The sequence below is a fragment of the Burkholderia sp. BCC0398 genome, assembly GCF_902833245.1.
GTDB lineage: Bacteria > Pseudomonadota > Gammaproteobacteria > Burkholderiales > Burkholderiaceae > Burkholderia > Burkholderia sola.
Window position 1 is genome coordinate 485,811 of the sequence record NZ_CADFEM010000003.1, and the last position, 25,546, is coordinate 511,356.

The window sequence follows — 25,546 nt, forward strand, 5'->3', positions numbered from 1 at the left end:
TTCATTCAAGGTACCGAAATGATCAACCCGACCAAGCAGCGGAACCTCGCTTCCGCGACCGCCCATCCGGTCACCAACCGCACGCCCCTGATGCGCGGCGCCGATCATCGCGCCCGCATGCAATCGCTGATCCGTACGGCCGGCATGCTGCCGGTGCTGCTGGTCCTGTGCGTCGGCTTCGGCTTCCTGACCGACGGTTTCTTCACGCTGCAGAACCTGTCGATCGTCACGCAGCAGGCGTCGATCAACATCGTGCTCGCCGCCGGCATGACCTTCGTGATCCTGACGGGTGGCATCGACCTGTCGGTCGGCTCGGTGCTCGCCGCCGCGGCCGTCGCGGCGCTGATCGCGTCGACCATTCCCGGCTGGGGCTGGCTCGGCGTGCCGTTCGCGCTCGTCGTCGGCCTCGTGTTCGGCGCGATCAACGGCGGACTGATCTCGTTCCTGCGCCTGCCGCCGTTCATCGTCACGCTCGGCGCGATGACGGCCGTGCGCGGCGTCGCGCGGCTGATCGGCAACGACACGACCGTGTTCAACCCGCAACTGCCGTTCGCGTTCATCGGCAACGGCTCGATCCTCGGCGTGCCGTGGCTCGTCGTGATCGCCTGCGCGGTGATCGCGATCTCGTGGTTCATCCTGCGCCGCACCGTGCTCGGGATGCGGATCTACTCGGTCGGCGGCAATCCGGAAGCCGCGCGCCTGTCGGGCATCAACGTGCGGGCGATCCAGCTGTTCGTGTATGCGGCGTCGGGCCTGCTCGCCGGCCTCGGCGCGGTGATGTCGGCCGCGCGCCTGTATGCGGCCAACGGCCTGCAGCTCGGCCAGTCGTACGAGCTCGACGCGATCGCCGCGGTGATCCTCGGCGGCACGAGCTTCGTCGGCGGCGTCGGCTCGATCGTCGGCACGCTGATCGGCGCGCTGATCATCGCGGTGCTGACCAACGGCCTCGTGCTGCTCGGCGTGTCCGACATCTGGCAGTACATCATCAAGGGGCTCGTGATCATCGGCGCGGTCGCGCTCGACCGCTACCGCCAGCGCGACTCGGCCCGTACCTGATACCCGTCTCTTACCATTCAACCATCAAGGTGCAGGCAGGTCCTCCTGCGCCCGTTCGCCAACAGACCTCTCGGAGACACAACGACATGTTCAAGCACACCGCCGCCCTGACCGCCGTCGCCTGCGCACTTGCCTTCAGCGCCGCCGCCCATGCAGCCGACAAGCCGCTGAAATCGATCGGCGTCACGGTCGGCTCGCTCGGCAACCCGTACTTCGTCACGATCGTGAAAGGCGCCGAAGCGCGCGCGAAGCAGCTCAACCCGAATGCGAAGGTCACGGCCGTCTCGGCCGACTACGACCTGAACAAGCAGTTCACGCAGATCGACAACTTCATCTCCGCGCACGTCGACATGATCCTGCTCAACGCGACCGATCCGAAGGCGATCGAGCCGGCGGTGAAGAAGGCGCAGGCAGCCGGCATCACGGTCGTCGCGGTGGACGTCGCGGCGGCCGGCGCGAATGCGACCGTGCAGACCAACAACGTGAAGGCCGGCGAACTCGCGTGCGACTACCTCGCGAAGAAGCTGAACGGCAAGGGCAACGTGATCATCGAGAACGGCCCGCAGGTGTCGGCCGTGATCGATCGCGTGAACGGCTGCAAGGCCGTGCTCGCGAAAAACGCCGGCATCAAGCTGCTGTCGAGCGACCAGGACGGCAAGGGCTCGCGCGAAGGCGGGATGAATGCGATGCAGGGCTACCTGACGCGCTTTCCGAAGCTCGACGGCGTGTTCGCGATCAACGACCCGCAGGCGATCGGCACCGATCTCGCGGCGAAACAGCTGAACCGTCCGAACATCGTGATCACGTCGGTCGACGGCGCGCCCGACATCGAGGTCGCACTCAAGTCGAATACGCTCGTGCAGGCGTCGTCGAGCCAGGATCCGTGGGCGATGGCGCAGCAGGCCGTCAATGTCGGCTACGGGATCATGAACGGCCAGAAGCCGGCCAACCCGATGATCCTGATCGAGCCGACGCTCGTCACGCGCGACAACGTGAAGACCTACAAGGGCTGGAGCGCCCCACGCTGATCGCGGCGAGCGCGCCGCCCGCCCGCGACGCCGGGCGGTGGCGGGCCGCGTCGCCGCGCGCGACGGCCCGTACTGCCCGACCGTTCAGATTCAGATCAACCGCCGTACGGCCGCGCGCGACGCCGCGGCACAAGGTTTCAACATGACGACGACGTTTCCCCGCCTGATCGTGTTCGGCGAAGCGCTGACCGATTTCATCCGCGACGACGCAAACCACTGGCACAGCATCGCCGGCGGCTCGTGCTGGAACGTCGCGCGCGTCGGCGCGCGACTCGGCGTGCCGACGGCCTTCGCCGGCACGGTCAGCCGCGACACCTTCGGCGACGAGCTGATGCGCAAGAGCGCCGACGCGGGGCTCGACATGCGCTTCATCCGGCAGGTCGACCGCGCGCCGCTGCTCGCGATGGTCGTATCGAAGCAGCCGCCCGACTATTTCTTCATCGGCGAAAACAGCGCCGATCTCGCGTTCGATCCGGCCGACTTGCCGGCCGGCGCGTTCGACGCGGCCGACATCGTGCACGTCGGCTCGCTCGGCGTCGTGCGCGAGCCGCTCGCGTCGCGCCTGATCGCGCTCGCGCAGGCCGCGCGCGCGGCCGGCAAGCGCATCTCGTTCGATCCGAACTTCCGCGCGCCGATGGCCGCACCGTCGTATCGCGACACGCTGCGCCGGTTGACCGCGCTCGCCGACTGGATCAAGGTATCCGACGAGGATTTGCGCGGGCTGTTTCCGGAACTCGACGAAGCAGCCGCGCTCGCGCAACTGCGCACGTGGGCGCCCGACGCGACGATGCTCGTCACGCACGGCGCGGCCGGCATGCAACTGCTGCATCGCGATACCGTGCTGTTCCAGCCTGCGTTCCCGACTGAAGTCGCCGATACGGTCGGCTGCGGCGATGCGAGCATCGGCGGCTGGCTCGCGAGCCAGCTTGCGCGGCCCGATGCGTCGGCCGCCGAGCATCTGCGCCACGCGGCCGCGTGCGCGGCCGTGGCGTGTGAACATGCGGGCGCCTATGCGCCGACGGCCGCGGAAGTGGCCGACATGATCGAGCGCACCGCCGCCGGCGCCGCGCTTTCGCCATAGACGGCGCCGACGCGCCGCGCCGTCACGCGGCGCTCGTGCCTTCGCGGCCGCCGCTGCCGTTCGGCGGCCTGCCCGCCTGCAACAGTTGCAGGCTCTCGTCGACGCTCAGCTCCGACATCACGTCGGCGTGCAGCGTACCGTCCGCCGCGCGGCGCAGCGCATGCAGTGCGTGCACCTTGAGTCGCACGAGCGCGAGCCGCAGCCCGCGCGCCGCGCATTCGGCCGCGAACGTGCGCAACGATTCGATCGTCGTGCCGTCGACATCCGGCGTTTCCTCGAGACTCACCATCACGGTATGCGTGTCCGGCGCGGTCTTCAGCAGCGCCCGCACGCGATTGAGCATTCGGTCCGCGTTCGCGAAGAACAGCTGCGCCTCGGGCCGCACGATCAGCACGCCCGGCACCGATTTCGCCTCGGCATGGCTCGCGACGTCGACGAAATCGTGGCTGTCGCGCAGCCGGCCGAGCACGCTGACGTTCGGCTCGGACAGCTTGCGCAGCGTCAGCAGCAGGCTCACGCCGATGGCCGCGAGCAGCCCGTGCAGCACGCCGAGCACGAGCACCGCGAGCAGCGCCGCGATCACGACGAGCCGGTCGCGATGCCACGCCCAGTACGGCCGGAACACGGACGGATGCAGCGAATGGCTGACGGCGAAGATCACGATCGCCGCGAGCACCGGCTCGGGCGTGCGCGCGAGCTGCGGCAGCAGCAGCCAGACGATCAGCGCGACCACGCCGGCTGCCCACAGGCCGGCCACGCGCGACTGCGCACCGGCCGCCTCGTTCGCCGACGTCGCCGAATAGCCGGCGCCGACCGGCATCCCGTGCAGCAGGCCCGACACGAGGTTCGCGCAGCCGAGCGCGACGAGGTCGCGGTTCGGCGATACGGTATCGCCGTGCTTCAGCGCGAAATTGCGGATCGATCCGTACGATTCCGCGTACAGGATCAGCATCAGCGCGAATGCGAGCTCGACCGTCTGCATCCACGCATTGCGATCGAGATGCGGCAAGCCGAATTCGAGGTGCCGGAAGTCGATATGGCCGACGATCGCGATGCCGTACCGCTGCCAGTCGACCGCATAACTCGCCGCGATCGACAGCACGATCACGACGAGCGTCGCGGGCACGCGCGAGCGGCGCCCGAGCACGAACAGTAGCGCGAGCGCGGTCGCGCCGAGCACGACGCTCGCGAGATTCGCGTGCGGCGCGCCGGCGAGCAGGTCGAGCGCGACGTGCGGCGCGTCGCTGTGCTGCACGGCAATCGCGAGAATCTTCGGCAGCTGCTTGATGACGATCGTCAGCGCGAGACCGAACGTGAAGCCGCGCAGCACAGGCCGCGCGACGAAGTCCGACATGCCGCCGAGCCGCGCGACGCCGGCCAGGATGAACAGCACGCCCGTCATCGCGACGAGCGCCGCCGCCAGCGCGAGCTGCGCGGCCAGCGCCATCCCCGATTCGGCGAGCACGGTCGCGGCGAGCACCGCGGCCGACGACGACGTCGACGACACGATCGCGAAGCGGCTGCTGCCCGTCAGCGCATAGACGACGAGCCCCGACAGCAGCGCGATCAGGCCGGCCTGCGGCGGCAGATTGGCGAGCCCCGCATACGCGACCGCCTCGGGAATCAGCAGGCCGGCAATCGACAGGCCGGCGAGCGCATCGAGGCCGACGCGCCGCGTGCGCGGCGCGGGCGGCGCATCGAGCGTCGCGAAATGGTCCGGATGTTGCGGGCCGGCGTCGGGGCGGATCGGGGCGATCGTCATGAGGCGGTGCGCGCCGTGCGCCGGTCAGGGTTTGACGGCAATCACGCCCGACCAGCCGGGCAGATAGCGCGCATCCTGCTCGTGCGCGCGATGCAGCGCGACGTCGAGCGCCTTCGCGAAGTTCTTGCGGATCTGGTCGAGCGTCACGTGCTGGCGCAGATAGTCGGCCCACAGGAATTCGCTGAACGGCGTCGCGTCCTTCGCATAGCCGCCCGCCGTGCGCAGCTCGCCGGCGAGGCTGCGGTACGGATCGTCCTCGAGGCCCGTCAGCGCCTTCGGCAAATGCGCATAGTCGCGCCGCGAGCCGTCCGGGCCGAACGGATGCACCCACTGGTTGTGTTCCATCATCCGCCAGAAGATCGTGTCGTCGAGCCACGACAGATCCTTCAGCAGCATCGCGTTCACGCGTGCCTCGCCCTCCTCGATCAGCGCGAGGCCGAGATGATGATGATCGGTGATGTAGTGCAGCCCGCCCGGGCCGAGCACGGCCGGGAACCAGTGCGATTCGATCGCGGCCTTGCGGGCGCGCCGGTTCAGCGCCTTCCAGTGCTTGCGCTTCGCCTTCACTTCGCGATAGCCGACCGTCATCTGGGTCGGACGCAGCGCGTCGAGCCTGACGGGAATGAGATGAACGTCGTTGCCGAGTGCCATGGTCGTACCCCATGTAGCGAAATTCCGGCAACGATACTCCGGATCGCGCGCGCCGTTAATCCGTCATCGTCTTGATCCGCGTTCGGTCGACGATCCGCGACGCCCGCTGCCTGCACGACGCCGCGCTACGCGCGCAAATCGTTGCGTTCGAGACGATGCCGGATGTAGGGAATGCCGTCGTGCACGATGCTCACGCGCCGCATTCCGAGCTTGCGCGCCACGTTCAGCGAGCCGCTGTTGGCCTCCGCGATATCGGCGATCACGCGCGGCAGGCGCACGGTGTCGAACGCGTGCCGCACGACGGCCGCCGCGGCTTCGCTCGCGATGCCGCGCCCCCACGTCGCACGCACGAGCCGCCAGCCGATCTCGACGTCGCGCGACCCGTCCTTGTAGTCGGGGATCAGCAGGATCCAGCCGATGAACACCTCGGGCGCGGCCTTCTCGAAGATCGACCAGTAGCCGAGACCGGGCGGATAGTCGCGCGTGATCCGGTGCGTGACGAAGCGGCGATGCTCGACGGGGTCGTGCCACGGGCCCGCGATGTGGCGAGTGACCTCGGGATCGCGATCCATCTCGATGCACGCATCGAGATCGGCCAGCACGCGCGGACGCAGCCACAGCCGCGCGGTTTCGAGCACGGGCAATGCAGTGGCGGAACGGTCGTTCATCGGGACTCCTGATTCGGTGGCGATGCGCAGCGCGCGCATTACAGAACTGATACAAAAAGCCTTCCGGAATGATACAGAGTCCGGTCGCGCGCCTCGCGCGGCTCCGTTTCCATTTCCGAAACAGTGCATTTCGTAGGGATTATTCCCGATTCGCGGCTATCGCGCCCCACCTCGCGCGGCGCGCAAGCCTACACTCGATCAGTGCCCCGCGCCGCGCGCGAGCCGGGCCGGCATCCGCATGCAGAATCGCGAGCGCGCAAGCCAACGAGGAGACCCGCACATGAGCTGGACCCGCGAGCAACGCAACGTCACGATCGCCGCCTATCTGGGCTGGACGCTCGATGCGTTCGACTTTTTCCTGATGGTTTTCGTGCTGAAGGACATCGCCGCGGAATTCGCGTCGACGATCCCCGCCGTCGCGTTCGCGCTCACGCTGACGCTCGCGATGCGCCCGCTCGGCGCGCTGATCTTCGGCCGGCTCGCCGACCGCTTCGGTCGCCGCCCGACGCTGATGGTCAACATCGCATGCTATTCGCTACTCGAACTCGCGTCGGGTTTCGCGCCGAGCCTGACCGCGCTGCTCGTGCTGCGCGCGCTGTTCGGCATCGCGATGGGCGGTGAATGGGGCGTCGGCTCCGCGCTGACGATGGAAACCGTGCCGACCCACGCGCGCGGCCTCGTGTCCGGGCTGCTGCAGGCCGGCTACCCGAGCGGCTATCTGCTCGCGTCGGTCGTGTTCGGCCTGTTCTACCAATACATCGGCTGGCGCGGGATGTTCATGGTCGGCGTGCTGCCCGCGCTGCTCGTGCTGTACGTCCGCGCACACGTGCCCGAATCGCCGGCCTGGAAACAGATGGAGAAGCGCGCGCGCCCGAGCCTCGGCGCCACGCTGAAACAGAACTGGAAGCTCACGATCTACGCGATCGTGCTGATGACCGCGTTCAACTTCTTCTCGCACGGCACGCAGGATCTCTATCCGACCTTCCTGCGCGAACAGCATCACTTCGATCCCCATACCGTGTCGTGGATCACGATCGTGCTGAACATCGGCGCGATCGTCGGCGGGCTGTCGTTCGGCGCGATCTCGGAGCGGATCGGCCGGCGCCGCGCGATCTTCATCGCCGCGCTGATCGCGCTGCCCGTGCTGCCGCTGTGGGCGTTCTCCAGCGGCGCGATCGCGCTCGCCGCCGGCGCGTTCCTGATGCAGATCTCGGTACAGGGCGCATGGGGCGTGATACCGGTTCACCTGAACGAGATCTCGCCCGACGAGATCCGCGCGACCTTCCCCGGCGTCGTCTACCAGCTCGGCAACCTGCTCGCGTCGGGCAACGCGACGATGCAGGCGTCGCTCGCCGTGTCGAACCACGACAATTACGGCTTCGCGCTCGCGCTCGTGGCCGGCATCGTCGCCGTCGCGATCGCCGTGCTGATCCTGTTCAGCCGCGAGCGGCGCGGCATCGACATGACGCAATCGGTCAATACGCGTACCACTACCGGGTGACCCCGCACGTTGCGGCACCGCGTCATCGCGCGCGCCGCGCCCCGCCGGGCGCGGGCGCCGTGCTTTCCGCACCCGCACATCGAACTAGAGGAATTGATCCAGATTCCGCGCTTGCCCGGTCCGCCCGCGATTTTTTATCTTAATAAAAACGACTGTTTGAATCAGATAATCAAATCACCAGTTCGCGGCCGGGAAACCGGCATGGGAGGCGGAACATGGCAGTAAGTCAGGAGGGGCGGCCATCCGCGGGACGGCCGTCGGGGGCACGGTCATCCGGCACGCGGCAGACCGGCGGGACGAAGGCGCGCATTCTCGATGCGGCCGAGGACCTGTTCATCGAACATGGCTTCGAAGCGATGTCGATGCGGCAGATCACGTCGCGCGCGACGGTCAATCTCGCCGCGGTCAACTACCACTTCGGCAGCAAGGAAGCGCTGATCCACGCGATGCTGTCGCGCCGGCTCGACCAGCTGAACCAGGAACGCCTCGGCATCCTCGACCGCTTCGATGCGCAGCTCGGCACGCACATCACCTGCGAGCACGTGCTCGGCGCGATGTTCATTCCGGCGCTGAAGGCATCGCGCAACCCCGAACGCGGCGGGCCCGGGTTCCTGCGGCTGATCGGCCGCGCGTACACCGATCCTTCGCCGTTCGTGCGCAACTTCCTGACCGCGCATTACGCGAGCGTCGCGGGCCGCTTCTTCGACGCGTTCCAGCGCGCGCTGCCGCACCTGCCGCGCACCGAGCTCGGCTGGCGGCTGCACTTCGCGATCGGCGCGCTGTCCGGCGCGCTCGCGGGCGCCGAAACGGAAAGCCTGATCGACGAATTCTCGCAAGGCCGCACGATGAACGACGTGCAGATGATCGCGCGGCTGTCGTCGCTGATCGTCGCCGCGCTGAAGGCGCCGATGCCCGACAGTGCTCAACTGTCGATCTTCGCGGCCGTACTCGACGACGCGGGCGCAAGCGAAGCGTTCGGGCTGCCGCAGTCGTGCCCGACGACGACCGCCGAGGCTGCGACACTGCATTCCACGAACTGAGCGCGCGAGGCCACGCGCGGCTTCCTGTTCACGATTTGATTGATACGCGCGGTCGGGCACGGCGTCGAGACGCCCGCGTCGGCCGGCCGCGAAGCACGGGGCATGGGCAGGCGCTGACGCGCGGGCCCTCGCCGAGAGCCAAGACCGGAGACACGTCATGTCATCTTCCGCAGCACCCACCTCGGCCCAACTTCCGCCGAACACCGACGCCGTCTGGTACGCGTCGTACCCGCCCGGCGTTCCGCACGAGATCGACGTCACGCAATACGCGTCGCTCGTGCAGTTCTTCGACGAATGCACGACCCGCTTCGCCGAGCGCGTCGCCTACGTGAGCGCCGGCGCGTCGATGACCTACCGCACGCTCGCGCAGAAGGTCGACGCATTCGCGTCGTATCTGCAAAGCGTCGGCGTGAAGCCCGGCGACCGTGTCGCGATCATGCTGCCGAACACGTTCCAGTATCCGGTCGCGCTGTTCGGCACGCTGAAGGCCGGCGCGATCGTCGTCAACGTGAACCCGCTCTACACAGCGCGCGAACTCGCGCATCAGTTGAAGGACAGCGGCGCGCAGACGATCGTCGTGTTCGAGAACTTCGCGCGCACGCTGCAGGACGCGCTGCCGGAAACGCAGGTGAAGCACATCGTCGTCACCGCGCTCGGCGACCTGCTCGCCGACGGCCTCAACGCGAAAGGCCGCCTGATCAATTTTGTGCTGAAGCACGTGAAGAAGCTCGTGCCGGACTACCACCTGCCGCAGGCGATCCGGCTGCGTTCCGCGCTCGCGCTCGGCGCGCGCGGCAAGCCGCAACCGGTGCAGATCACGCGCGACGATCTCGCGTTCCTGCAGTACACGGGCGGCACGACCGGCGTCGCGAAAGGCGCGATGCTCACGCACGGCAACCTGATCGCGAACCTGCTGCAGGCGAAGGCCTGGATCGCCGACCAGGTGTCGGGCGACGTCGAGACCGTGCTCACGCCGCTGCCGCTCTATCACATCTATTCGCTGACGGTGAACGCGTTCATCTTCATGGGGCTCGGCGGGCGCAACATCCTGATCGCGAACCCGCGCGACATGAAGATGGTGATGAAGATCATCCGCCACGAGACGTTCACGGGCATCACCGGCATCAACACGCTGTACAACGCGTTCCTCGACAACGAGGAATTCCGCAAGCGCGACTTCTCGAAGCTCAAGCTCGCGATGGCGGGCGGGATGGCGATGCAGCGCGCGGTCGCCGAGCGCTTCCAGCAGGTGACGGGCCGGCCGGTGGTCGAAGGCTACGGCCTCACCGAGTGCTCGCCGATCGTCACGATGAATCCCGTGGACCTGAACGACATGGCCGCGTTCAGCGGTTCGATCGGGCTGCCCGCGCCGTCGACCGTCGTGCGCTTTCGCCGCGAGGACGGCACCTGGGCCGCGATCGGCGAGCCGGGCGAGCTGTGCGTGCACGGCCCGCAGGTGATGCGCGGCTACTGGCAGCGCCCCGACGAGACGGCGAAGGTGATCGACGCCGACGGCTGGCTCGCCACCGGCGACATCGGCGTGATGGACGAGCGCGGCTTCATCCGCCTGATCGACCGCAAGAAGGACATGATCCTCGTGTCGGGCTTCAACGTGTATCCGAACGAGATCGAGGAAGTGCTCGTGATGCATCCCGGCATCAGCGAAGCCGCGGCGATCGGCATTCCCGACGAGGTCCAGGGCGAACGGATCAAGGTGTTCGTCGTGCGGCGCGACCCGTCGCTGACGGCCGAGGACGTGCTCGCGCACTGCCGCAAGAACCTGACCGGCTACAAGATGCCGAAATTCGTCGAGTTCCGCGACGCGCTGCCGCAGACGAATGTCGGCAAGATCCTGCGCCGCGCGCTGCGCGACGAGGAACTCGCCAAACTCAAGGCCGCGAAGCAAGGCTGAACGATCCATCGCTCCGGGAGACGCCGTCGATGAACGAACGAATGAAACGCCGCGCGCGGCATGCCGCCGTGGCGACCGTCGCGTGCGCGCTGGCGCTCGCGCAAGCCGCGCTGCATGCGCAGGAAACGGCCGGCGCCGCGAGCGCGGCGCCGGCGGCCGCGCTGCCGGCGGAGCTCGCGAAGGTCACGCACGAGCCGGTTGCGCAACAGGCGCGCTGGCTGCGCACGGCGGCCCAGCGCGGCACGCTCGCTCAGCTCGACGACACGACGCTCACCGCGCTCTTCAAGGCGCTCGATCCGCTCGCCGTGCCGCTCTATATCCGTCACGGCCCGAACGGCTATCCGTCCTACCAGTTCACGATGGTGCGCCAGGAGCGCATCAGCGGAAAATGGCCCGACACGCCCGATCGCATGCTCGTGAAGACGACCCGCGAGCCGCTGCGCCTGTATGCGAAATGGCTGCCGGGCGGCGCGCATGCCGGACAGGAGACGATCTACGACACGACGCAGCGCAAGGACGAGATGTACGGCCACCTCGGCGGCCTGCTCGGCAAGATTCCGCTGTGGACGGCGATCGACGGCGCGCTCGCGCGCGCCCAGTCGAATCATCAGGTGAAGGATCTCGGCACCGAGTTCATCGCGAACCTGTACCTGACCGAAGGGAAGAAATACGTGGAAGCCGGCGTGCAGCGGCCGACCGACGTGGAGGCCCGGACGATCGACGGCGTGCGCGTCGTCGCACTCACCTACGAAACGCCGACCGGCCGGCCGCAGTTCTATGCGAAAAAGGAAGTGCTGGGGCTCGACCTGCACGCCCCCTATTTCCGAACCGTCGAATCCTATGACAACGACGGCAGGATCTTCGAGCGGATCGTCATCGAGAAAATCGCGCCGACGCCCCTCGACGACACCGCATTCGACCCGAAAAACCCGGATTACGCGTTCTGACGCGCGTCGGCGCGGCTCACCGCGGGTTCAATCGTCATCGTCGTCGTGGTGACGATGCCAGTGCTTGTAATAGTGCTTGCGCCACTTGCGGTAGCGGTCGTCGTCGTCATCGCCGTAATAGCCATACCCGTAGCCCGGATAGGCGACGACGGCGGGCTGCGGCGCTACATAGACCGGCGCCGGCTCGACATAGACCGGTGCTACCGGCGCGACCGGTACGCCGATGCCGACCGACAGATCCACACGCCCCGCCATTGCACTGCCGGAAACGAGCAACGCCATGCTCCCGATCACCACTGCGACTTGCCTCTTGTTCATGCTCCGCATCCCTGATAAGCCGGCCCGCCCGGCTCGCGCGACCAATGTAAGCGCAGCGCGCGCACCGAGGTGATACGGGGCTGCGAGAGTCGTAACGCAGCGTAACGAAACGGCTTCGGCCGTTCGGCCTAATCGCGAAAATGCGCCGGAACGTCTATAGTGGGTTACGGTTCGACACAATCGCGACTGCGCGCTCCCCTATCGAACAGGGTAGAATTCCGCCAAACGCCTTGTGGACGAACACGCCACACACACGCACAACATATTCTCTGACGCAGGCTCCTGCCGCACCTCAATGGCCAATCCCGCAGAATCCCATCCGCAAAACGACTTCATCAATTCGGCGCGCAAGGAACGTAAGCGTGTTGAAATCTATCTCGTCAACGGCATTCGTCTGACGGGATGTATCGAGTCGTTCGACCAGTATCTGGTGATGCTGCGCACCCCCGTGGGTCTGCAAGGCATCTACAAGCGCGCGATTTCCACGATCCAGCTCGATACGGGCGGCTCGCGCCCTGGCGGCGGCGGCCCCCGCGGCCCGCGCACCGGCGGTCGCCCCGGCGGCCGTGAAGGCGGCGGTCACAGCCCGTACGGCTCGCACGGCGGCCCGCGCGAATCGCGCGGCGACGGCGGCTACGGCTCTCGCGAGCCGCGTGAAGGCTACGGTTCGCGCGAACCGCGTGAGGGTTACGGCTCGCGTGAGCCGCGCGAAGGCTACGGCGCTCCGCGTGAACCCCGCGAAAGCTACGGCGCGCCGCGCGACACCGGCGACGCATCCGGCAACGCCGCGCCGTCGGATTCCCGCGGCGGCAACGGGCCGGTCATCGTGACGCGGCGCCGGCGAATCGTGCCGGACGGCCAGTAAAACAAAAGGGCAAGCCAACCGGCTTGCCCTTTTCACTGGTACGGCCGGCGCGGCACGTCGCCGCACCGCCGCCGCGACCGGGTTCAGCGTGCCGTCGTCGGCAGGCCCGCGTTGGCCTCGCGCTGCAACGAACGCACCTGCTGCTGCAACGCCCGCAGTTGCGACTGAAGTTGAGCCTGTTGCGCCTGCAGCGTCGCCGTTTCGCTCCGCACGCTCTTCTGGCGATCCGCCACCGCCGCCTGCTGCTGGCGGGCGATCGAGATGTCCGCCTGCAGACGCCGCGCGCGGTCCTGCACGACTTCGATCTGCTTGTCCATCTGCGCCTTCTGCGATTCCAGCTTCGCCGCGCGCAGTTCGTCGACGGCCAGCCGCTCGGCCTGGTGCGAGAAATCGCGATAGATCGCTTCCGCTCGCGCTTCGTTGTAAGTCTTGATCACGCGCCAGAACGCCTTTTGCTGAAACAGCGCGACGAAATACGCACCGTCCTTGACGTTGAACAGCAGGCTCGCGCCGTAGCTGCCGTTGTAGCTCGTGCGCATTTCCGTCAGCGAATGCGCCTGGATCTGGCGCTGCAAATCGTCTACCGTGCTCGGCCCCGTCGACTCGCCGGCCTGCGGCTGCACCGACGTCGGTGCCTGCGAATCGATCACCGGAATCGCGGCCACCGGCGCCGACGCCGGCTGCACCGCCGACGGATCGCTGCCTGCCAGCCCCTGCGCGAACGCGCCTTGCATGCCTCCTACCAGGGCGAGCAATACGCTCACCCGCCCCAACCCCGTCATATGGCTCATGAAGTTTTATTCCCGCGCGGATCGTTGTCATTCCACGCGATTTTATCTCATTAATTACTCGCTTTCGCGGGTCTCGGGCTCTTCGTCGAAGATCTGGTACTTGCGCATTTTTTCCCACAACACCTTGCGGCTGATGCCGAGCTGCTGGGCCGTGTCCTGACGCCGCCAACCGTTGGCGTCGAGCGCCGCGATCACACGGTTACGCTCGTTCATGTCCCACTTGCTGCGATCGACGAACACCTCGGCCGCACTCTCCGCCGGCACCGGCTGGGCCGAGCTGCGTGCGTGCGCGATCAGCCGCTGCAGCCGCGCGGCATCCCAGCCGCCCGTCTGCCGCACCGTCACGCCGACGCGCTCGGCGAGGTTGCGCAGTTCGCGCACGTTGCCGGGGAAATAGCTGTCCGCCACCGAATCCGTGAGCCAGTACGGCAGGTCCGACAACTCGGCGAGCCGCTCCTCGCCGACCACCTGCGCGACGAACGACTTGAACAGCGCGATCTTGTCCACCGCACCGCGCTCTTCCAACGACGGAATGCTCAGCTCGATCACCGCGAGCCGGTAATAGAGGTCCGCGCGGAACAGCCCTTCCTTCACGAGCTGCGGCAGCTTCTTGTTGCTCGCCGCGACCAGACGGAAATCGACCTTGACCGGCGCCGTCGCGCCGACGCGCAGCACCGCGCCATCCTCGAGCACGCGCAGCAGCTTGACCTGCTGGTACAGCGGCAGATCGCCGACTTCGTCGAGGAACAGCGTGCCGCCGGCCGCCTGCTCGAAATAGCCTTTATGCGCAACAACCGCGCCCGTGAACGACCCTTTCGCATGGCCGAAGAACAGCGATTCGAACAGGCCATCCGGAATGGCGCCGCAGTTCACCGGCACGAACTCGCCGTGCCGATAGCGGGAATGCTTTTCGTGCAGCAGTTGCGCGATGCGCTCCTTGCCGACGCCGGTTTCGCCGTGCAGCAGCACGTTGGTGTCGCAGTCGGCGAACGTATCGACTTCGTGCAGCAGCGCCTGCATCGATTCGGAGTGCGCGACGAGTTCCGACGGCTGCAACGTTTCGGCGGCGTGCGCGCGCAGTTGCGTGACGAGCTTGCCGATCATGCCGCGCAGTTCCGCGCACGTGAAGTCGAGCGGCAGGATGTGCGAGTACTCGGGCGGATACTGCGACGCGTCGTGGTCGCGCGCCGCGCCGACCCAGACGACCGGCATGCCGATATTGGCCTGCCAGTCGCGCAGGAATGCCGCGCCGCCTTCGATCATCGTCACGCTGATGATCGCGAGCGACCGCCGCATCGCGGCGCGCTCGGGCGAGACCGTCGCGTTGTCGGCGCGGATCACTTCGACGTCGAAGCTCGCCATGCACCGGGCGACGCGGTCGACGATGTCCGCCTTGCCTTCCCAGACGTACAGGTCGAGCTCTTCGATTGCGGGCGTGGTTCTCATGTTTCGGGTGCGGCTTCAGTAATTGACGGGTTGCCTGGCGTTGCAGATCAGCGGCCGACTGCGGGCAGCGACGATACCGGCTGCTTCGATAACGGAACGCTCAAGCATTTATTGAACCAGCATGGGATTGCCGCATTTGATCGAATCCGGCGTGTTCGTGACATAGGCGTTTCCTAGGCTCAGGCCGAGCAGGCCCGTGACGGAAGTCAGGAGCGAATCGATCGGTTGCAGGAGGAGCGGAACGAGCGTGTTCCCGAGCGCGCTCAGAAGCGGTCCGAGAAGGTTACTCAACAACTGACTCAATACCCCGGTCAGATCGATGCCTACTGCTTTCAGCGCTCCAAGCAATCCACTGTCACCCAGCGCCAACGACACCGTGAGACCATTGTTCGTGATGCCCGTCACCGCCGGCGACAGGAACTGGTCCGTTCCCGTGCCCAACGTGTACGGCGACGGTGGATTCGGTGCAGCGGATGATTGAGATCCCGGATATGAGAATAGCAACGGCGTCGGACTTTGATTAGCGACGGGCACTGTCGTCATTTGCCCGGGCCGCAAGCCAATGTTGACCGAAATTGCGTTCAGATCGACGATACCCAGCGTCAGGGTCTTGATCAATACTGCCAGCGTAGACGACAGTCCGCCGAGGTTCAGCAGATTGAGCAAACTACTCAGATTGACGGACACCAGCGGAATCGGAGCCGCGCTACCGTCGGGTGAATAACCGGACGGAGCGGAGAGATTGATCTTCGTACTTGAAGCCCCCCCGATATAGACGGCGACGACTCCGGTCTGCACGTTCACTGTCGCGCTTTTCGTACCGTCCGCCGAACAGCTGACGGACGCCAGGCCTGCCGTGGCGGGCGCCACATACGCCGTAATCGGCAATTGAACGGCAGCAAGCGGCGTCGGACTACCTGACGGACAACTGCCACCCGGAAAGACCAATCCACCGGTGGGGCAGCTTGACAGCAGCGAGAGCGACGTATTGAGGAACACGTTGCCCTGCGCGGTCGACGTGCTGGTTGCGCAATCGGACGTCCCGCAATTCAACGGCCCGGGCGGACCGCTCGCCGTGGACGGCGGATTGGCCCCCAACTTGACTGAACCCGACACGGCCACGTTCAGTAGCGGTGAGAGCGCGGTAGGCGTCTGAACCGTGACGCTGGGAATGTCGACCGAATTCGTGCCATTCGCGATTTGCAGTGCCGTCGACAGCAATCCGAGTGCATTGACGCTGGCATTGACGGCAGAGCTTCCCGTCGCGGTCGCAGCGGAAACCAGTTGACCGAGCGCGATCTGCGGCCCGCCGCAGACTCCCCCCGGACAAAGGGCGATGACCAATGCATTCAGCACCTTCAGGTTCGCCGCGGCTACGCTCTGCTGCGTCGCCGCCTGCACCGCGGCATTCGCCAGCTGACCGAGCGTCACGGTGCCATTCAGCACGCCTGTACTGGTGCCGACCGGGAGATTGGCAAGAATGCCGGCCAGCTTCAAGTTGACTTGTGCGAGTCCCTGATAGTCAACCAGCTGGAGATTCAGCGCATTGTCGTTTGACCGTGTCAACGCTTTGAGCAATTGGTTGGCCAATCCACCGTTCAACGCTGCAAGCGACGTGGTCAGCGTAAAAGTGTCGGTCGGTACGCTCTTGGCAATGGCCGATCCGCCAATCGTGACGCCGCCGCGAAAAATCCCGTCGACCGGCTCGGTCACCGTGACGCAAACTGCGTTGGTCGATTGGCCATTGACCGTTCCCGCAGAGAGCCCAGCGCACTGGTTACCGCTGATTGTGTCGCCCGACACCCGTGTGAACTGCGCGCTGCCGCCGCCCTGAGGCGCGGTCCAGATGCCGCACGACACGGAAACTTTCGAACCCTCCGGCAATGCATTCGTCGCCGGGTTCGCGATTTGGCTGGCTGCGGTCCTCGCTGCCTGGCAAGTCGCGTCGGTCGTCACTTGAGAGACTGCCGATAACGCAGCCAAATCGGCCGCCGCTTGCATCCGGCGTCTTTCGGCATAGAAATGACCGACGTCGATCGCGCCCAGGATAATGATCGCGACCAGCACCCAGATCGTCGCCATGATCGCGACGCTACCGCGCTGGCGGTTTATCCCGGGACGACCGGCGCTGTCCCGCCGCGCCGTGTGCGACTGATCTGCGCGCATGGTCATCCCGCTTATTGCCCGCCCTGTCCGCCGCCCGACATGCCACCCACGGCGCCGAGTTGCGAACTCATCGAATCAGGGATCTTGTTCTTGAACGAATCGAGATAGCGTTGGTACGCAAGCGACGCGACGTCCCCGAACACCGGTTGCGTCGGCGCCGCCGCGCGGTTGTCGCGCTGCATCGCGAGCCAGTCTTTGGTCGAGCGGCCAACGTCGGACGCACCCAGTGTCACGGCATCTTGACCGTATGCAGCGCCGGAACCCGTTACGATGCAGACGATCGAGACCAGCGTCGCAATCCGGCGCCCGCATGCGCTTCGATTCCGTGTGTTGTCGCTCATGTCGTTCCCCGAATGTCCGTTCATTGTGAAAACCGTTGCAGCAGCGGCACAGTTTGGTCGTAACCGAAGTTGTTCGCCATCGGCGTGATCGGCGTCGTCGCGCCGGGCCGCGATACCACCGGCGGCGTCGCGATTGCGCGCTGCTGCGCACGCACTGCCGCGGCGATCTTCGCGGCATCACCGTTGATGTCCTTTCGAATTTCCGGCGACAGATGCTGCTGGTTCATCAGCCGTTGCGCATCTTGCGCACGTCCTGCCGCAAACAGATACAGCGCAAGGTTGCTGACGATTTTCGGATTGCGCTGATCGAGTTCGGCAGCTTTCATCAACGGCACTCGCGCGCCGACGACGTCGCCGCTGCGCAACTTCGCATAAGCGAGGTCGGACAGTAGCGACGGATCCGTCGGCGCGAGTTCCGATGCTTGCGTCAGCGCCTGCACGGCACGGTCGAAATCGCCTGCAGCGCCCGCAAGCAACCCCAGCCCGCGATAACCACGGGCCGCAAGTGGCGTCTTCAGCAACTGCGCATACACAGCCGCACTTGCGGCCGGCTGGTCGGTCATCCGCAGCGCATCCGCACGCAACAGGATCGATTCCGGCATGACACCGTATGTCTTGTCATATGCATCGATATGCGCGAGCGAAGCGTAATAGAGGCCCTGCGCTTGCATGCGCTGAATCAGACCCAGATACATCCCCGGCGTATCCGGCACCGACTGCTTCTGATCTGCTGCTTGCATCAGTGCCGCACGCTCGGTCTGCGCGCCGACGCCATACCCGCTTTCCTTGGTTGCGCATGCGCCGAGCAGCAGCGCCACCGCCAGCATGCCCGCCCGGGTTACCGCTTCGCCGATTCGCTTCATCGTCTGTCCTTCCATCCTTCAATGCTGCGACGACAACGCGCGCATCACCGCCAGCATGCCCGGCCCCGCCGTTACGATCAGCAGAGCGGGTAACAGCGTCAGCACCATTACGCCCGTCATCTTTACCGTCAATCTACCGATCCGTTCGCGCAGCATCGCTCGACGCGTTTCGCGCAAACGGTCGCCGAACTGCTTGAGCGGTTCCTGCACCGCACCGCCATGCTTGTCGACCTGAATCATTAATCGCACGATCGCGCGCAGATCCTCGTTGTCGAATCCACTCGACAGCCGTTGCAGCGACTGCTCGCGCGTACGGCCCGCGGCGAACTGACGCTGCGCGATTCCCACCTCCGACGACAGCACCGGCAGCATCCCCCGAAAATCGTTCGTCACGACCTGCAGGCTTTGATCGAGCGACAGGCCGACACCTTGCAGCAAGCGCAACATGTCAACGAGTAGCGGCAGTTCGTCGACAACGCTCTGTCGCCGCGACGCGGCGCGGCGCTGCACATAGAGTTTCGGCAGCATGAAGCCGAGCGCGAATGCACCACACATGCCGACCATCCAGATACTGCCTTTCACGCGCCCGCTCGCGAACATCGCGAACAGCAGCGGCAACGCGATCCCGCACGCGACCCGTGCACTCAGAAACAGTCCACGCGTCCGTGCATCGACATACCCGCATTGCTCCAGGAGGCGACGATCTTCTTCCGCGACAGCATATTTGCCGAAGCCGGTATCCAGCCACCGCATGCCTGCCGCCGACAGGCGATTCAGCCAACGTTCGACACGCTGCCCGCCGCGCACGTTGGCTTTCGCCGGCGCATCGCCATCCTGCGCGGGCCGCGCCTTCGCCGCCTCCAATGCAGCCATGCGCCGATCCAGCGCATCGACCAATGCTCGTTCGGCCCGCGCGGCGGCATTCGCACGTAACGTCACGACCATCCCGAGCAGCAGCACCCCGAGCGCGCCCACGGCCAATGCAATCGCTCCGATTTGAGTTGCCGTCATAGCCTCACCTGAGCCGAGCCATTCGATACAGCCAAATGCTACCTACCGCTTGGGCCAGGAACGCGATCATCAGCAGCGACCGCCCGCTCGGATCGCCCCACATTCCGTACAGATACTTCGGATTGGTCATCACGACAAAGCTGCCGATTGCAATTGGCAGCATGACGAGGACGAACGCGGACAGCCGCGTCTCCGACGACATCGCGGTCAATTCACGTTCGGCTTGCTCGAGATCGCGCATGAACACGGCCATCCGTTCAAGCATCACATCCGCGCGACCGCCGTATTTGACCGACAAGCGCAGCACCGAGCCGACGAGCTCGAACTCTTCGGCCCGGTAGATCTTCGCGATGTGCATCATCGCGCGGTCGATCTCGATACCGCTCCGCAGCATCCTCGACACGACGTCGAGACAGCCGCGCAGCGGCTCCTCGGTCGTCAACAGTGCGGACTGAAAAGCAGCGGGCACGCTGTTGCCCAGCGTCACGAGACGCACGATCCCGTCGAGAAATGACGGGATCTGCCGAACAATTTTCAGCCGTCTCCGCTGAATCCGCGATGCGAGCCAAACGCCAAGTATCGCGCCTCCGCAAATGAGTGCCGCGAAACACGCCAGCATGCCGCCGTGGCTGCCCGCGACGACCGCAGCCGCGACGAGCACGGCAAGCGCGACGACTGCCTTGCCACGCGCATCGTCTATCCCCGCGCGGCTCGCAAGGTTGGACAGATATTCCGAGGCAGTCGCATACCAGTGCGCCCCGAAGGCCTCGGACGGTACCTTCCGTGCCGCCCCCGGTTGCTGCATGGTGCGCACGGCACCAGCAGCAGCAGCAGGTGTCGCCGATGCGGAGACGCGTGCGCGCGGCTCGAGCCGGCTGTCGATGAAACGCTTCGCGTCGGTCCGTACGCGCCGGGTCTCCGCGTGATGCCACAGCATCATCGCAGCCGCGACACACAGCATCGCGATCGCCAGCGCCCATACCATTGCGCTATACATTGAAACCCCCGCCGCCGCGGCCGAACCCGCCACCGCCAAAGCCGCCTCCACCGAATCCGCCGTCGCCGAACCCACCACTCGTCAGCGTCTGGCGAAAGCGTGCGAGCTTCGGTGAATGCGGATGAATGCCCAGGGTTTCCCAGTGATCGACTTCCTCGCCCTCCGGTGTCACGCGCGCTTCATAGCGGTAAAGCTCCTGGGTCGCAATGATGTTGTCGGACAGTCCCGTCACTTCGGTGATCGATAAAATCCGTCGCCGCCCGTTCGACAGGCGTCCGATTTGCACGATGAAGTCGATGGCGTTCGCGATCTGCCGACGCAGGCTCGACTCGGTGCCCTGAAAACCTGCAAAACCGGCCAGCATCTCGAGACGGTACAGACACTCGCGCGGCGAACTCGCATGCACGGTGCCCATCGAGCCGTCGTGGCCCGTGTTCATTGCCTGCAGCATTTCCAGCACCTCGCCGCCGCGCACTTCGCCGACGATGATCCGGTCCGGACGCATCCGCAACGTATTGCGCAGCAAGTCGCGAATCGACACGACGCCGGTACCGTCGAACCCGCCCGGTCGGCTTTCGAGCCGCACGACGTGCGGGTGGTTCAGCGACAGTTCCGCCGTATCCTCGATTGTCACGACACGCTCGATCTCCGGAATATGGAACGCGAGCGCGTTCAGGAGCGACGTCTTGCCGGAACTCGTACCGCCCGACACGAGAATGTTGCAGCGCGCCTCGACTGCCGCCTGAAGCAACGTGTTGATCTCTTCGTTGAACGTTCCGTTGCCGAGCAGGTCGGACGGCTTCAGCGGATCCTTGCGGAATTTCCGGATCGACACGACCGGACCGTCGATCGACAGCGGCTCGATCACCACGTTTACGCGACCGCCGTCGGGCAACCGTGCATCGACCATCGGGTTCGACTCGTCGAGACGGCGACCGATCGGCGCGAGGATCCGCCGCACGATCCGCAACAAGTGCGCGTTGTCGGTGAAGCGCACTGGCAGCTTGGCGAGGATCCCATGACGCGACACATACACGTCGCTGTAGCCGTTGATCAGGATGTCCTCGACCGCGGGGTCCGCAAGTAGATCCTCGATCGGCCCGAAACCCGCGAGCTCCTTCGTCAACGCCTCCGCGACCGTCCGTACCTCGTTCTCGTTGAGCGGAATGCGGCGCAAGCGCACGAAGCTGTCAATCTCGAGATCGACGAACTGGTTGATCGCCTGGCGGGACCATCTGCCGAACTCGGCGCCCAACTCTTCGATGCGCGTCAGCAAGTGTTCGTGCGCGGCATTCTTGATGTCGTGGAATTGCTGCGTCTGGGAAAACGGCGCTGCGCCGTCGGCAAATTGAATGTCGTGTGCCATCGCTTACGACCGCTTGGACGAAGGTTGAATGAAGCGCTTCAGCGCGGACAGCCCCGACGCCGGACGCGGTACGGCCGGGCGAATCGACACGCCCGGCAACCGCGCGGCGAGCGACTCGAGAGCGCGCACGTACGGATCGCGCTCCGCCATATCGACGATGAGTCGGCCCTGGTTTGCCGCATGGCCGATCGCGACGCGGCGCGACGGCAACGTGCCGGCCAGCGACAGCCCGAGTCGCTCCGCAATTTGCGCGGGCGTCAGATCGAGTGCGGGGTCGTACTGGTTGACGACGAGCCGTACACGATCGGTGTCGACGCCCGCGTCGCGCAGCCCGGTGAGCAGATCGGCCGCCGATACGATCGACGCAACGCCCTGATCGCAGACGAGCCATGCTTCATCGGCAGAACTCGTGATTTGTGCAATGAATTCACGATTCGAGAAACCGCCGAGATCGACGATCTGCTGATCGAAGAATGCGCGAAACCGGTTCAGCAAACCAGCGCACGACGCGTACGACACGTCGCGCAGCGCGCCGAGATCCGCGGGCAGCGTCGTCAATACGACGCCGCTCTCATGCCGGGTCAGCGCGGTATTCACGAAGGTCCGATCGATGCGACGAAGGTTGTGAACCGCATCGATGAAATGGAACTCACAGCGGGTATTCAGGAACAGTGCGCCATCGCCCGCTGGCAGCCCGAGGTCGACGAGCGCGGTCTGGCGACCGGCCGGCGTCCCGCCGTTCGGCACGCCACTCCCCTCCGGGCTCACCGAGCGCTTCTGCAACCATACGGCCAGATTCGCTGCGAGCGTGCTCACCCCCATGCCCGCGCGCGCGCCGAGCAATGCAACGAGCTTGCCGTGGCGACTCGCCGGCTCGCCGACGTTCGCCAGCAACCCGCGAGTCGTGCGCAAAGCATCTTCCGCCGGCGCCGACACGTCGATGAAATCGCGGACGCCGGCACGCAATGCAGCGAGTGTGCTCTCCGGCTGTGCGAGCGAACCGAGCGCGACAATCGGCAGCCCGGGGTGGGTGGCGCGAATCGCAGCCGCGGCAATGCTCGCGGCCGTGCCGCCATCCGAGAAATCGATGAAGACGAGCGCCGGATTGAGGCCCGTAATGCGCTGCGCCAGCACACCCGGTTCCAGCGATGCGGCCTCGACCGCGCCGGCCGATACGAGCGTATCGGCCAGCCAGCGGACATGTGCCTCATGCTGCGATGCGCAAACGAAATAGTCGGTCACGGCGGGTTCACACAATGATTGAATTCGCGCATTCATGTCGAACACCCCCGATTACACAAGACGTGGCGTTGCATCGCAAACCGCGAGACATTCCACTCATTTCGAAAATCCAGGAGCAGCGTCGGGCGACGCAGCTCCGCCCAGATACGATTTCCAGACCGGCCCGTCGCGCTGCTCGGACAACTCACCGGGTGTCGCGGGCAACACCGCACCCTTGGCAATCGGCGCGACGAGATGCGGCGTCACGATGATCAGCAGTTCCTTGTCGTTCTGCTGATAGCTCAGATTCTTGAAGAACGTCCCGATGATCGGCAGATCGCCGAGCAACGGCACCTTGCTCACGTTCGACATCGTCTGGCGATCGATGAGGCCACCGATCACGAAGCTCTCTCCGTCGCCCAGTTCAACGGTCGTGTCCGCACGGCGCGTCGTAATACCGGGCACTGCGACGCCGCTGATCGTCACGCTGTTCACGAAGTCAAGCTGACTCGACTCGGGTGCGACCTTCAGCGCGATCCGGCTCGGACTCAAGACCGTCGGCGTCAAAGAAAGCCCGACGCCGTATTGCTTCCACTGGATCGCCGTCGAACCCAACCCCTGCGGCGATGGCACCGGAATCTCGCCCCCCGCGAGAAAGCTCGCGCTCTGGCCGGACAGCGCGACCAGTGTCGGCTCGGCCAGCACGCGCGCGAGATTGTTCGCCTCCAGCAGAGACAGGTCGGCAAAGATGCCGCGTCCGGCCGCGTTCACGACCAGGTTGAATGCGGATGCGACTGGTGATCCGAGCGTCGGAACGTATCCCCCGGTCCCCGGGCCCGAACCGCCGCTATAAGACTGCACGCCACCCGGCGAAAACGATCCAAACGAAAAGCCGTTGCTTTGCTTGAAGAAATTGAACCCGACCTGCTTGAGCACCGAACGGCTGAATTCGACGACCCGCACGTCGACTTGCACGACACTCTTGCCGGGAACCGTCGAGCGATCGATGACGGCACCTTTTCCGCCCATGTTCTTGCCGACAGCAGCCGCACGCGCATGTGCCTCGAGCGACGCGGCCGACCCTTGCAGCACAGCCGTGCCGCCGTATGCATTCACGCGCGGCGTAGCGCCATCGAGCACGGCTTGCGCGGCCGCATCGACCACCGCGACGTTCCAGATCGTCGGTTCATCGCGCCCGCGCTCCCACAGCATCACGTTCGTCGCGCCGGGAGCCTTCGCAATGAGCAGGACGGAGCCCGAGCGGCTGCCCTTCATGATCAGCACGTCGGCAACTGCCGGATCACCGACCGCGACGCGCTGCAGGGTACGGCCCGCCGAAATCTGCCGTTGCGCGCCGACGGCGAGTTCGATCGTAGCGCCGGCGCTCGCGAACGAGGCAAAGGTCATGACGTAGATGGCAATCGCGAATGCAATCAGTGTGTTTTTCATCGTTTGGTAGACCGGCGCGCGGCCTTTTGCTTGTCGTCGCTGATATCGATGGCCGTCGATCTGGTTCAATAAGCAACCGTTTCCGACCGGCCGCCGCGAATCACTTCGATACCGCCGCCCGCGCTCGGCCGCACCGGCGGCGGCAGATGCGAGGGCAACGGCGGCAGGTTCGCGGTGGCTACCGGTGTTTTCGGGGTGCCGGACAGCTGCTGCAGCGAGACGCCTGCCGCGGCCAGCGCCGACGGCGACAGCTTGTTGTCCGTACGTACTGCAACGGTCTGCAGCGCCAGGTCGTCGTCACGCGGGTTGCGCAATGCAAAGGTCAGGCGGCCGCTCGCCTCGCCGAGCGTCAGCGCATCGACCTGCGCGGTCGGCACCGCGAGCACCGCGATGCGGGCGCCGGTCGGTTGCCCGTTACCACCGTTGTTGTTGCCGCTGTCGCGCTCGGCGGTCGCATCGCCGAACGACAACACCCTAACCTTCGACAACAAAAGCCGCGCCTGTGTCTGCGAAACCTCGCCGTCAAGCATCGTGCTGCCCACTTCGCGTTTCAGGTTCAGGAACACGTCGACGAAATTCCCGGGCCGCAGCCGGTTGCCGACCGCGTTCGTTTCGTCGACGCGAACCGCAACCGCACGCTCGCCGGGCTGCACGTCCTCGGCAAGCCCGGACACCAGCGCATCGGCAACGACCGGCGTCGAGGCCGGAATGTCGCGAATCGGCACGCGACCGACCAGTGGAACAAGGTCGCTGAAAGCGCCTGCCGGTGCCGGCGCCGTTGCTTGGATCTTCAGCGCATCAGCTGGGATCGGCTGCCCACCGGGCAACGCACGTGTTGCAATCACGACCGGCACCGCAGTTGCCGCCACCATCGGCCGTGCCGGCGCGGGACTTGAAGCGCTGCGTCCAAGCACCCATGCATAGATTCCGAGCAGAACGGCGATCGCAATCAGCAGCCCCGCGATGATCTTCGTTAAGTTGTTGGCCATGTTGTCGTATGGATGCCCGGAATGAATCCAATTAGTTTCTTCTTGTCACGCGATTTGCGTGTGACATGTCTATCGCG

At 65.7% G+C, this 25,546-nt stretch carries 23 protein-coding genes; 8 read left to right on the forward strand and 15 right to left on the reverse strand.

Annotation, left to right across the window (positions count from 1 at the left end; translation table 11 throughout):
- Window positions 1-18: 18 nt before the first annotated feature.
- The 3 genes from HWX76_RS08850 to HWX76_RS08860 all read left to right on the forward strand — a co-directional run bounded on the left by HWX76_RS08850 (window position 19) and on the right by HWX76_RS08860 (window position 3,165).
- Window positions 19-1,056 (forward strand): ribose ABC transporter permease, encoded by a 1,038-nt coding sequence (locus HWX76_RS08850; protein ID WP_050012519.1) that lies wholly within the window; start codon window positions 19-21, stop codon window positions 1,054-1,056.
- A gap of 86 nt (window positions 1,057-1,142) precedes the next feature.
- Window positions 1,143-2,084 carry an ABC transporter substrate-binding protein gene (locus HWX76_RS08855; protein WP_050012518.1) on the forward strand — a complete coding sequence of 314 codons (942 nt, stop codon included), beginning with the start codon at window positions 1,143-1,145 and terminating at the stop codon, window positions 2,082-2,084.
- Between the two features lie 142 nt (window positions 2,085-2,226).
- Window positions 2,227-3,165: a carbohydrate kinase gene (locus tag HWX76_RS08860; RefSeq protein ID WP_176015703.1), complete on the forward strand. Its 939-nt coding sequence runs from the start codon at window positions 2,227-2,229 to the stop codon at window positions 3,163-3,165.
- 22 nt (window positions 3,166-3,187) lie between these two features.
- Here the strand turns inward: HWX76_RS08860 and HWX76_RS08865 are convergent, their stop codons facing one another.
- From HWX76_RS08865 to HWX76_RS08875, 3 genes are all read right to left on the reverse strand, one after another.
- Window positions 3,188-4,927, reverse strand: coding sequence for a SulP family inorganic anion transporter (locus tag HWX76_RS08865; RefSeq protein WP_050012517.1), 1,740 nt, complete (start codon window positions 4,925-4,927; stop codon window positions 3,188-3,190).
- 24 nt (window positions 4,928-4,951) lie between these two features.
- Window positions 4,952-5,578, reverse strand: a complete 627-nt coding sequence (locus HWX76_RS08870) for a ParB-like protein (protein ID WP_050012516.1) — start codon at window positions 5,576-5,578, stop codon at window positions 4,952-4,954.
- A 125-nt stretch (window positions 5,579-5,703) separates the two neighbouring features.
- Entirely contained in the window at window positions 5,704-6,246 is a 543-nt protein-coding gene (locus tag HWX76_RS08875; RefSeq protein WP_050012685.1) for a GNAT family N-acetyltransferase, read from the reverse strand.
- Window positions 6,247-6,526: 280 nt separating this feature from the next.
- On the opposite strand from HWX76_RS08875, the gene HWX76_RS08880 reads away from it, so the two are divergent.
- The 4 genes from HWX76_RS08880 (at window position 6,527) to HWX76_RS08895 (ending at window position 11,646) form a co-directional block, all read left to right on the forward strand.
- Window positions 6,527-7,747, forward strand: a complete 1,221-nt coding sequence (locus tag HWX76_RS08880; protein WP_089488394.1) for an MFS transporter — start codon at window positions 6,527-6,529, stop codon at window positions 7,745-7,747.
- A 215-nt stretch (window positions 7,748-7,962) separates the two neighbouring features.
- The gene (locus HWX76_RS08885; protein ID WP_124556379.1) at window positions 7,963-8,787 is read left to right on the forward strand and encodes a TetR/AcrR family transcriptional regulator; all 825 of its coding nucleotides are present in this window, start codon (window positions 7,963-7,965) and stop codon (window positions 8,785-8,787) included.
- Window positions 8,788-8,944: 157 nt separating this feature from the next.
- The gene (locus HWX76_RS08890) at window positions 8,945-10,699 is read left to right on the forward strand and encodes an AMP-binding protein (RefSeq protein WP_050012513.1); all 1,755 of its coding nucleotides are present in this window, start codon (window positions 8,945-8,947) and stop codon (window positions 10,697-10,699) included.
- Between the two features lie 29 nt (window positions 10,700-10,728).
- On the forward strand, window positions 10,729-11,646 hold the full coding sequence (locus HWX76_RS08895; protein ID WP_124630429.1) for a DUF1571 domain-containing protein: 918 nt from the start codon (window positions 10,729-10,731) through the stop codon (window positions 11,644-11,646).
- 27 nt (window positions 11,647-11,673) lie between these two features.
- On the opposite strand, the gene HWX76_RS08900 is transcribed toward HWX76_RS08895, so the two are convergent.
- Window positions 11,674-11,964 (reverse strand): hypothetical protein, encoded by a 291-nt coding sequence (locus HWX76_RS08900; RefSeq protein WP_089488641.1) that lies wholly within the window; start codon window positions 11,962-11,964, stop codon window positions 11,674-11,676.
- Between the two features lie 295 nt (window positions 11,965-12,259).
- Here HWX76_RS08900 and hfq point away from each other — a divergent pair, with 295 nt between their 5' ends.
- Entirely contained in the window at window positions 12,260-12,829 is a 570-nt protein-coding gene (gene hfq / locus HWX76_RS08905; protein ID WP_006495323.1) for an RNA chaperone Hfq, read from the forward strand.
- Window positions 12,830-12,912: 83 nt separating this feature from the next.
- Here the strand turns inward: hfq and HWX76_RS08910 are convergent, their stop codons facing one another.
- The 11 genes from HWX76_RS08910 to cpaB form a co-directional block, all read right to left on the reverse strand.
- Entirely contained in the window at window positions 12,913-13,620 is a 708-nt protein-coding gene (locus tag HWX76_RS08910; RefSeq protein ID WP_050012510.1) for a DUF2968 domain-containing protein, read from the reverse strand.
- Window positions 13,621-13,674: 54 nt separating this feature from the next.
- Complete coding sequence (locus HWX76_RS08915; protein WP_124556375.1) at window positions 13,675-15,066, reverse strand: sigma-54 dependent transcriptional regulator; 1,392 nt, start codon at window positions 15,064-15,066, stop codon at window positions 13,675-13,677.
- Window positions 15,067-15,174: 108 nt separating this feature from the next.
- Window positions 15,175-17,238, reverse strand: a complete 2,064-nt coding sequence (locus tag HWX76_RS08920) for a pilus assembly protein TadG-related protein (RefSeq protein ID WP_244137950.1) — start codon at window positions 17,236-17,238, stop codon at window positions 15,175-15,177.
- A gap of 5 nt (window positions 17,239-17,243) precedes the next feature.
- Window positions 17,244-17,573, reverse strand: coding sequence for a DUF3613 domain-containing protein (locus HWX76_RS08925; RefSeq protein ID WP_244137951.1), 330 nt, complete (start codon window positions 17,571-17,573; stop codon window positions 17,244-17,246).
- A 20-nt stretch (window positions 17,574-17,593) separates the two neighbouring features.
- Window positions 17,594-18,436: a tetratricopeptide repeat protein gene (locus HWX76_RS08930; protein WP_176015704.1), complete on the reverse strand. Its 843-nt coding sequence runs from the start codon at window positions 18,434-18,436 to the stop codon at window positions 17,594-17,596.
- An 18-nt stretch (window positions 18,437-18,454) separates the two neighbouring features.
- The gene (locus tag HWX76_RS08935) at window positions 18,455-19,447 is read right to left on the reverse strand and encodes a type II secretion system F family protein (protein ID WP_124556372.1); all 993 of its coding nucleotides are present in this window, start codon (window positions 19,445-19,447) and stop codon (window positions 18,455-18,457) included.
- 4 nt (window positions 19,448-19,451) lie between these two features.
- Window positions 19,452-20,444, reverse strand: coding sequence for a type II secretion system F family protein (locus HWX76_RS08940; RefSeq protein WP_176015705.1), 993 nt, complete (start codon window positions 20,442-20,444; stop codon window positions 19,452-19,454).
- Window positions 20,437-21,810, reverse strand: a complete 1,374-nt coding sequence (locus tag HWX76_RS08945; protein WP_124556370.1) for a CpaF family protein — start codon at window positions 21,808-21,810, stop codon at window positions 20,437-20,439. The genes HWX76_RS08940 and HWX76_RS08945 overlap by 8 nt, the downstream gene beginning before the upstream one ends.
- Before the next feature lie 3 nt (window positions 21,811-21,813).
- On the reverse strand, window positions 21,814-23,088 hold the full coding sequence (locus HWX76_RS08950; RefSeq protein ID WP_176015706.1) for a fimbrial protein: 1,275 nt from the start codon (window positions 23,086-23,088) through the stop codon (window positions 21,814-21,816).
- 60 nt (window positions 23,089-23,148) lie between these two features.
- Window positions 23,149-24,480 (reverse strand): type II and III secretion system protein family protein, encoded by a 1,332-nt coding sequence (locus tag HWX76_RS08955; RefSeq protein WP_124556416.1) that lies wholly within the window; start codon window positions 24,478-24,480, stop codon window positions 23,149-23,151.
- A 65-nt stretch (window positions 24,481-24,545) separates the two neighbouring features.
- Window positions 24,546-25,469: a Flp pilus assembly protein CpaB gene (gene cpaB, locus HWX76_RS08960; protein ID WP_124556368.1), complete on the reverse strand. Its 924-nt coding sequence runs from the start codon at window positions 25,467-25,469 to the stop codon at window positions 24,546-24,548.
- Window positions 25,470-25,546: the final 77 nt, after the last annotated feature.

Bases quoted from the DNA above. Each gene is read 5' to 3' on its own strand.
- HWX76_RS08850 (WP_050012519.1), top strand. From the start codon at position 19: ATGATCAACCCGACCAAGCAGCGGAACCTCGCTTCCGCGACCGCCCAT.
- HWX76_RS08855 (WP_050012518.1), top strand. From the start codon at position 1,143: ATGTTCAAGCACACCGCCGCCCTGACCGCCGTCGCCTGCGCACTTGCC.
- HWX76_RS08860 (WP_176015703.1), top strand. From the start codon at position 2,227: ATGACGACGACGTTTCCCCGCCTGATCGTGTTCGGCGAAGCGCTGACC.
- HWX76_RS08865 (WP_050012517.1), bottom strand. From the start codon at position 4,927: ATGACGATCGCCCCGATCCGCCCCGACGCCGGCCCGCAACATCCGGAC.
- HWX76_RS08870 (WP_050012516.1), bottom strand. From the start codon at position 5,578: ATGGCACTCGGCAACGACGTTCATCTCATTCCCGTCAGGCTCGACGCG.
- HWX76_RS08875 (WP_050012685.1), bottom strand. From the start codon at position 6,246: ATGAACGACCGTTCCGCCACTGCATTGCCCGTGCTCGAAACCGCGCGG.
- HWX76_RS08880 (WP_089488394.1), top strand. From the start codon at position 6,527: ATGAGCTGGACCCGCGAGCAACGCAACGTCACGATCGCCGCCTATCTG.
- HWX76_RS08885 (WP_124556379.1), top strand. From the start codon at position 7,963: ATGGCAGTAAGTCAGGAGGGGCGGCCATCCGCGGGACGGCCGTCGGGG.
- HWX76_RS08890 (WP_050012513.1), top strand. From the start codon at position 8,945: ATGTCATCTTCCGCAGCACCCACCTCGGCCCAACTTCCGCCGAACACC.
- HWX76_RS08895 (WP_124630429.1), top strand. From the start codon at position 10,729: ATGAACGAACGAATGAAACGCCGCGCGCGGCATGCCGCCGTGGCGACC.
- HWX76_RS08900 (WP_089488641.1), bottom strand. From the start codon at position 11,964: ATGAACAAGAGGCAAGTCGCAGTGGTGATCGGGAGCATGGCGTTGCTC.
- hfq (WP_006495323.1), top strand. From the start codon at position 12,260: ATGGCCAATCCCGCAGAATCCCATCCGCAAAACGACTTCATCAATTCG.
- HWX76_RS08910 (WP_050012510.1), bottom strand. From the start codon at position 13,620: ATGAGCCATATGACGGGGTTGGGGCGGGTGAGCGTATTGCTCGCCCTG.
- HWX76_RS08915 (WP_124556375.1), bottom strand. From the start codon at position 15,066: ATGAGAACCACGCCCGCAATCGAAGAGCTCGACCTGTACGTCTGGGAA.
- HWX76_RS08920 (WP_244137950.1), bottom strand. From the start codon at position 17,238: ATGACCATGCGCGCAGATCAGTCGCACACGGCGCGGCGGGACAGCGCC.
- HWX76_RS08925 (WP_244137951.1), bottom strand. From the start codon at position 17,573: ATGAGCGACAACACACGGAATCGAAGCGCATGCGGGCGCCGGATTGCG.
- HWX76_RS08930 (WP_176015704.1), bottom strand. From the start codon at position 18,436: ATGAAGCGAATCGGCGAAGCGGTAACCCGGGCGGGCATGCTGGCGGTG.
- HWX76_RS08935 (WP_124556372.1), bottom strand. From the start codon at position 19,447: ATGACGGCAACTCAAATCGGAGCGATTGCATTGGCCGTGGGCGCGCTC.
- HWX76_RS08940 (WP_176015705.1), bottom strand. From the start codon at position 20,444: ATGTATAGCGCAATGGTATGGGCGCTGGCGATCGCGATGCTGTGTGTC.
- HWX76_RS08945 (WP_124556370.1), bottom strand. From the start codon at position 21,810: ATGGCACACGACATTCAATTTGCCGACGGCGCAGCGCCGTTTTCCCAG.
- HWX76_RS08950 (WP_176015706.1), bottom strand. From the start codon at position 23,088: ATGAATGCGCGAATTCAATCATTGTGTGAACCCGCCGTGACCGACTAT.
- HWX76_RS08955 (WP_124556416.1), bottom strand. From the start codon at position 24,480: ATGAAAAACACACTGATTGCATTCGCGATTGCCATCTACGTCATGACC.
- cpaB (WP_124556368.1), bottom strand. From the start codon at position 25,469: ATGGCCAACAACTTAACGAAGATCATCGCGGGGCTGCTGATTGCGATC.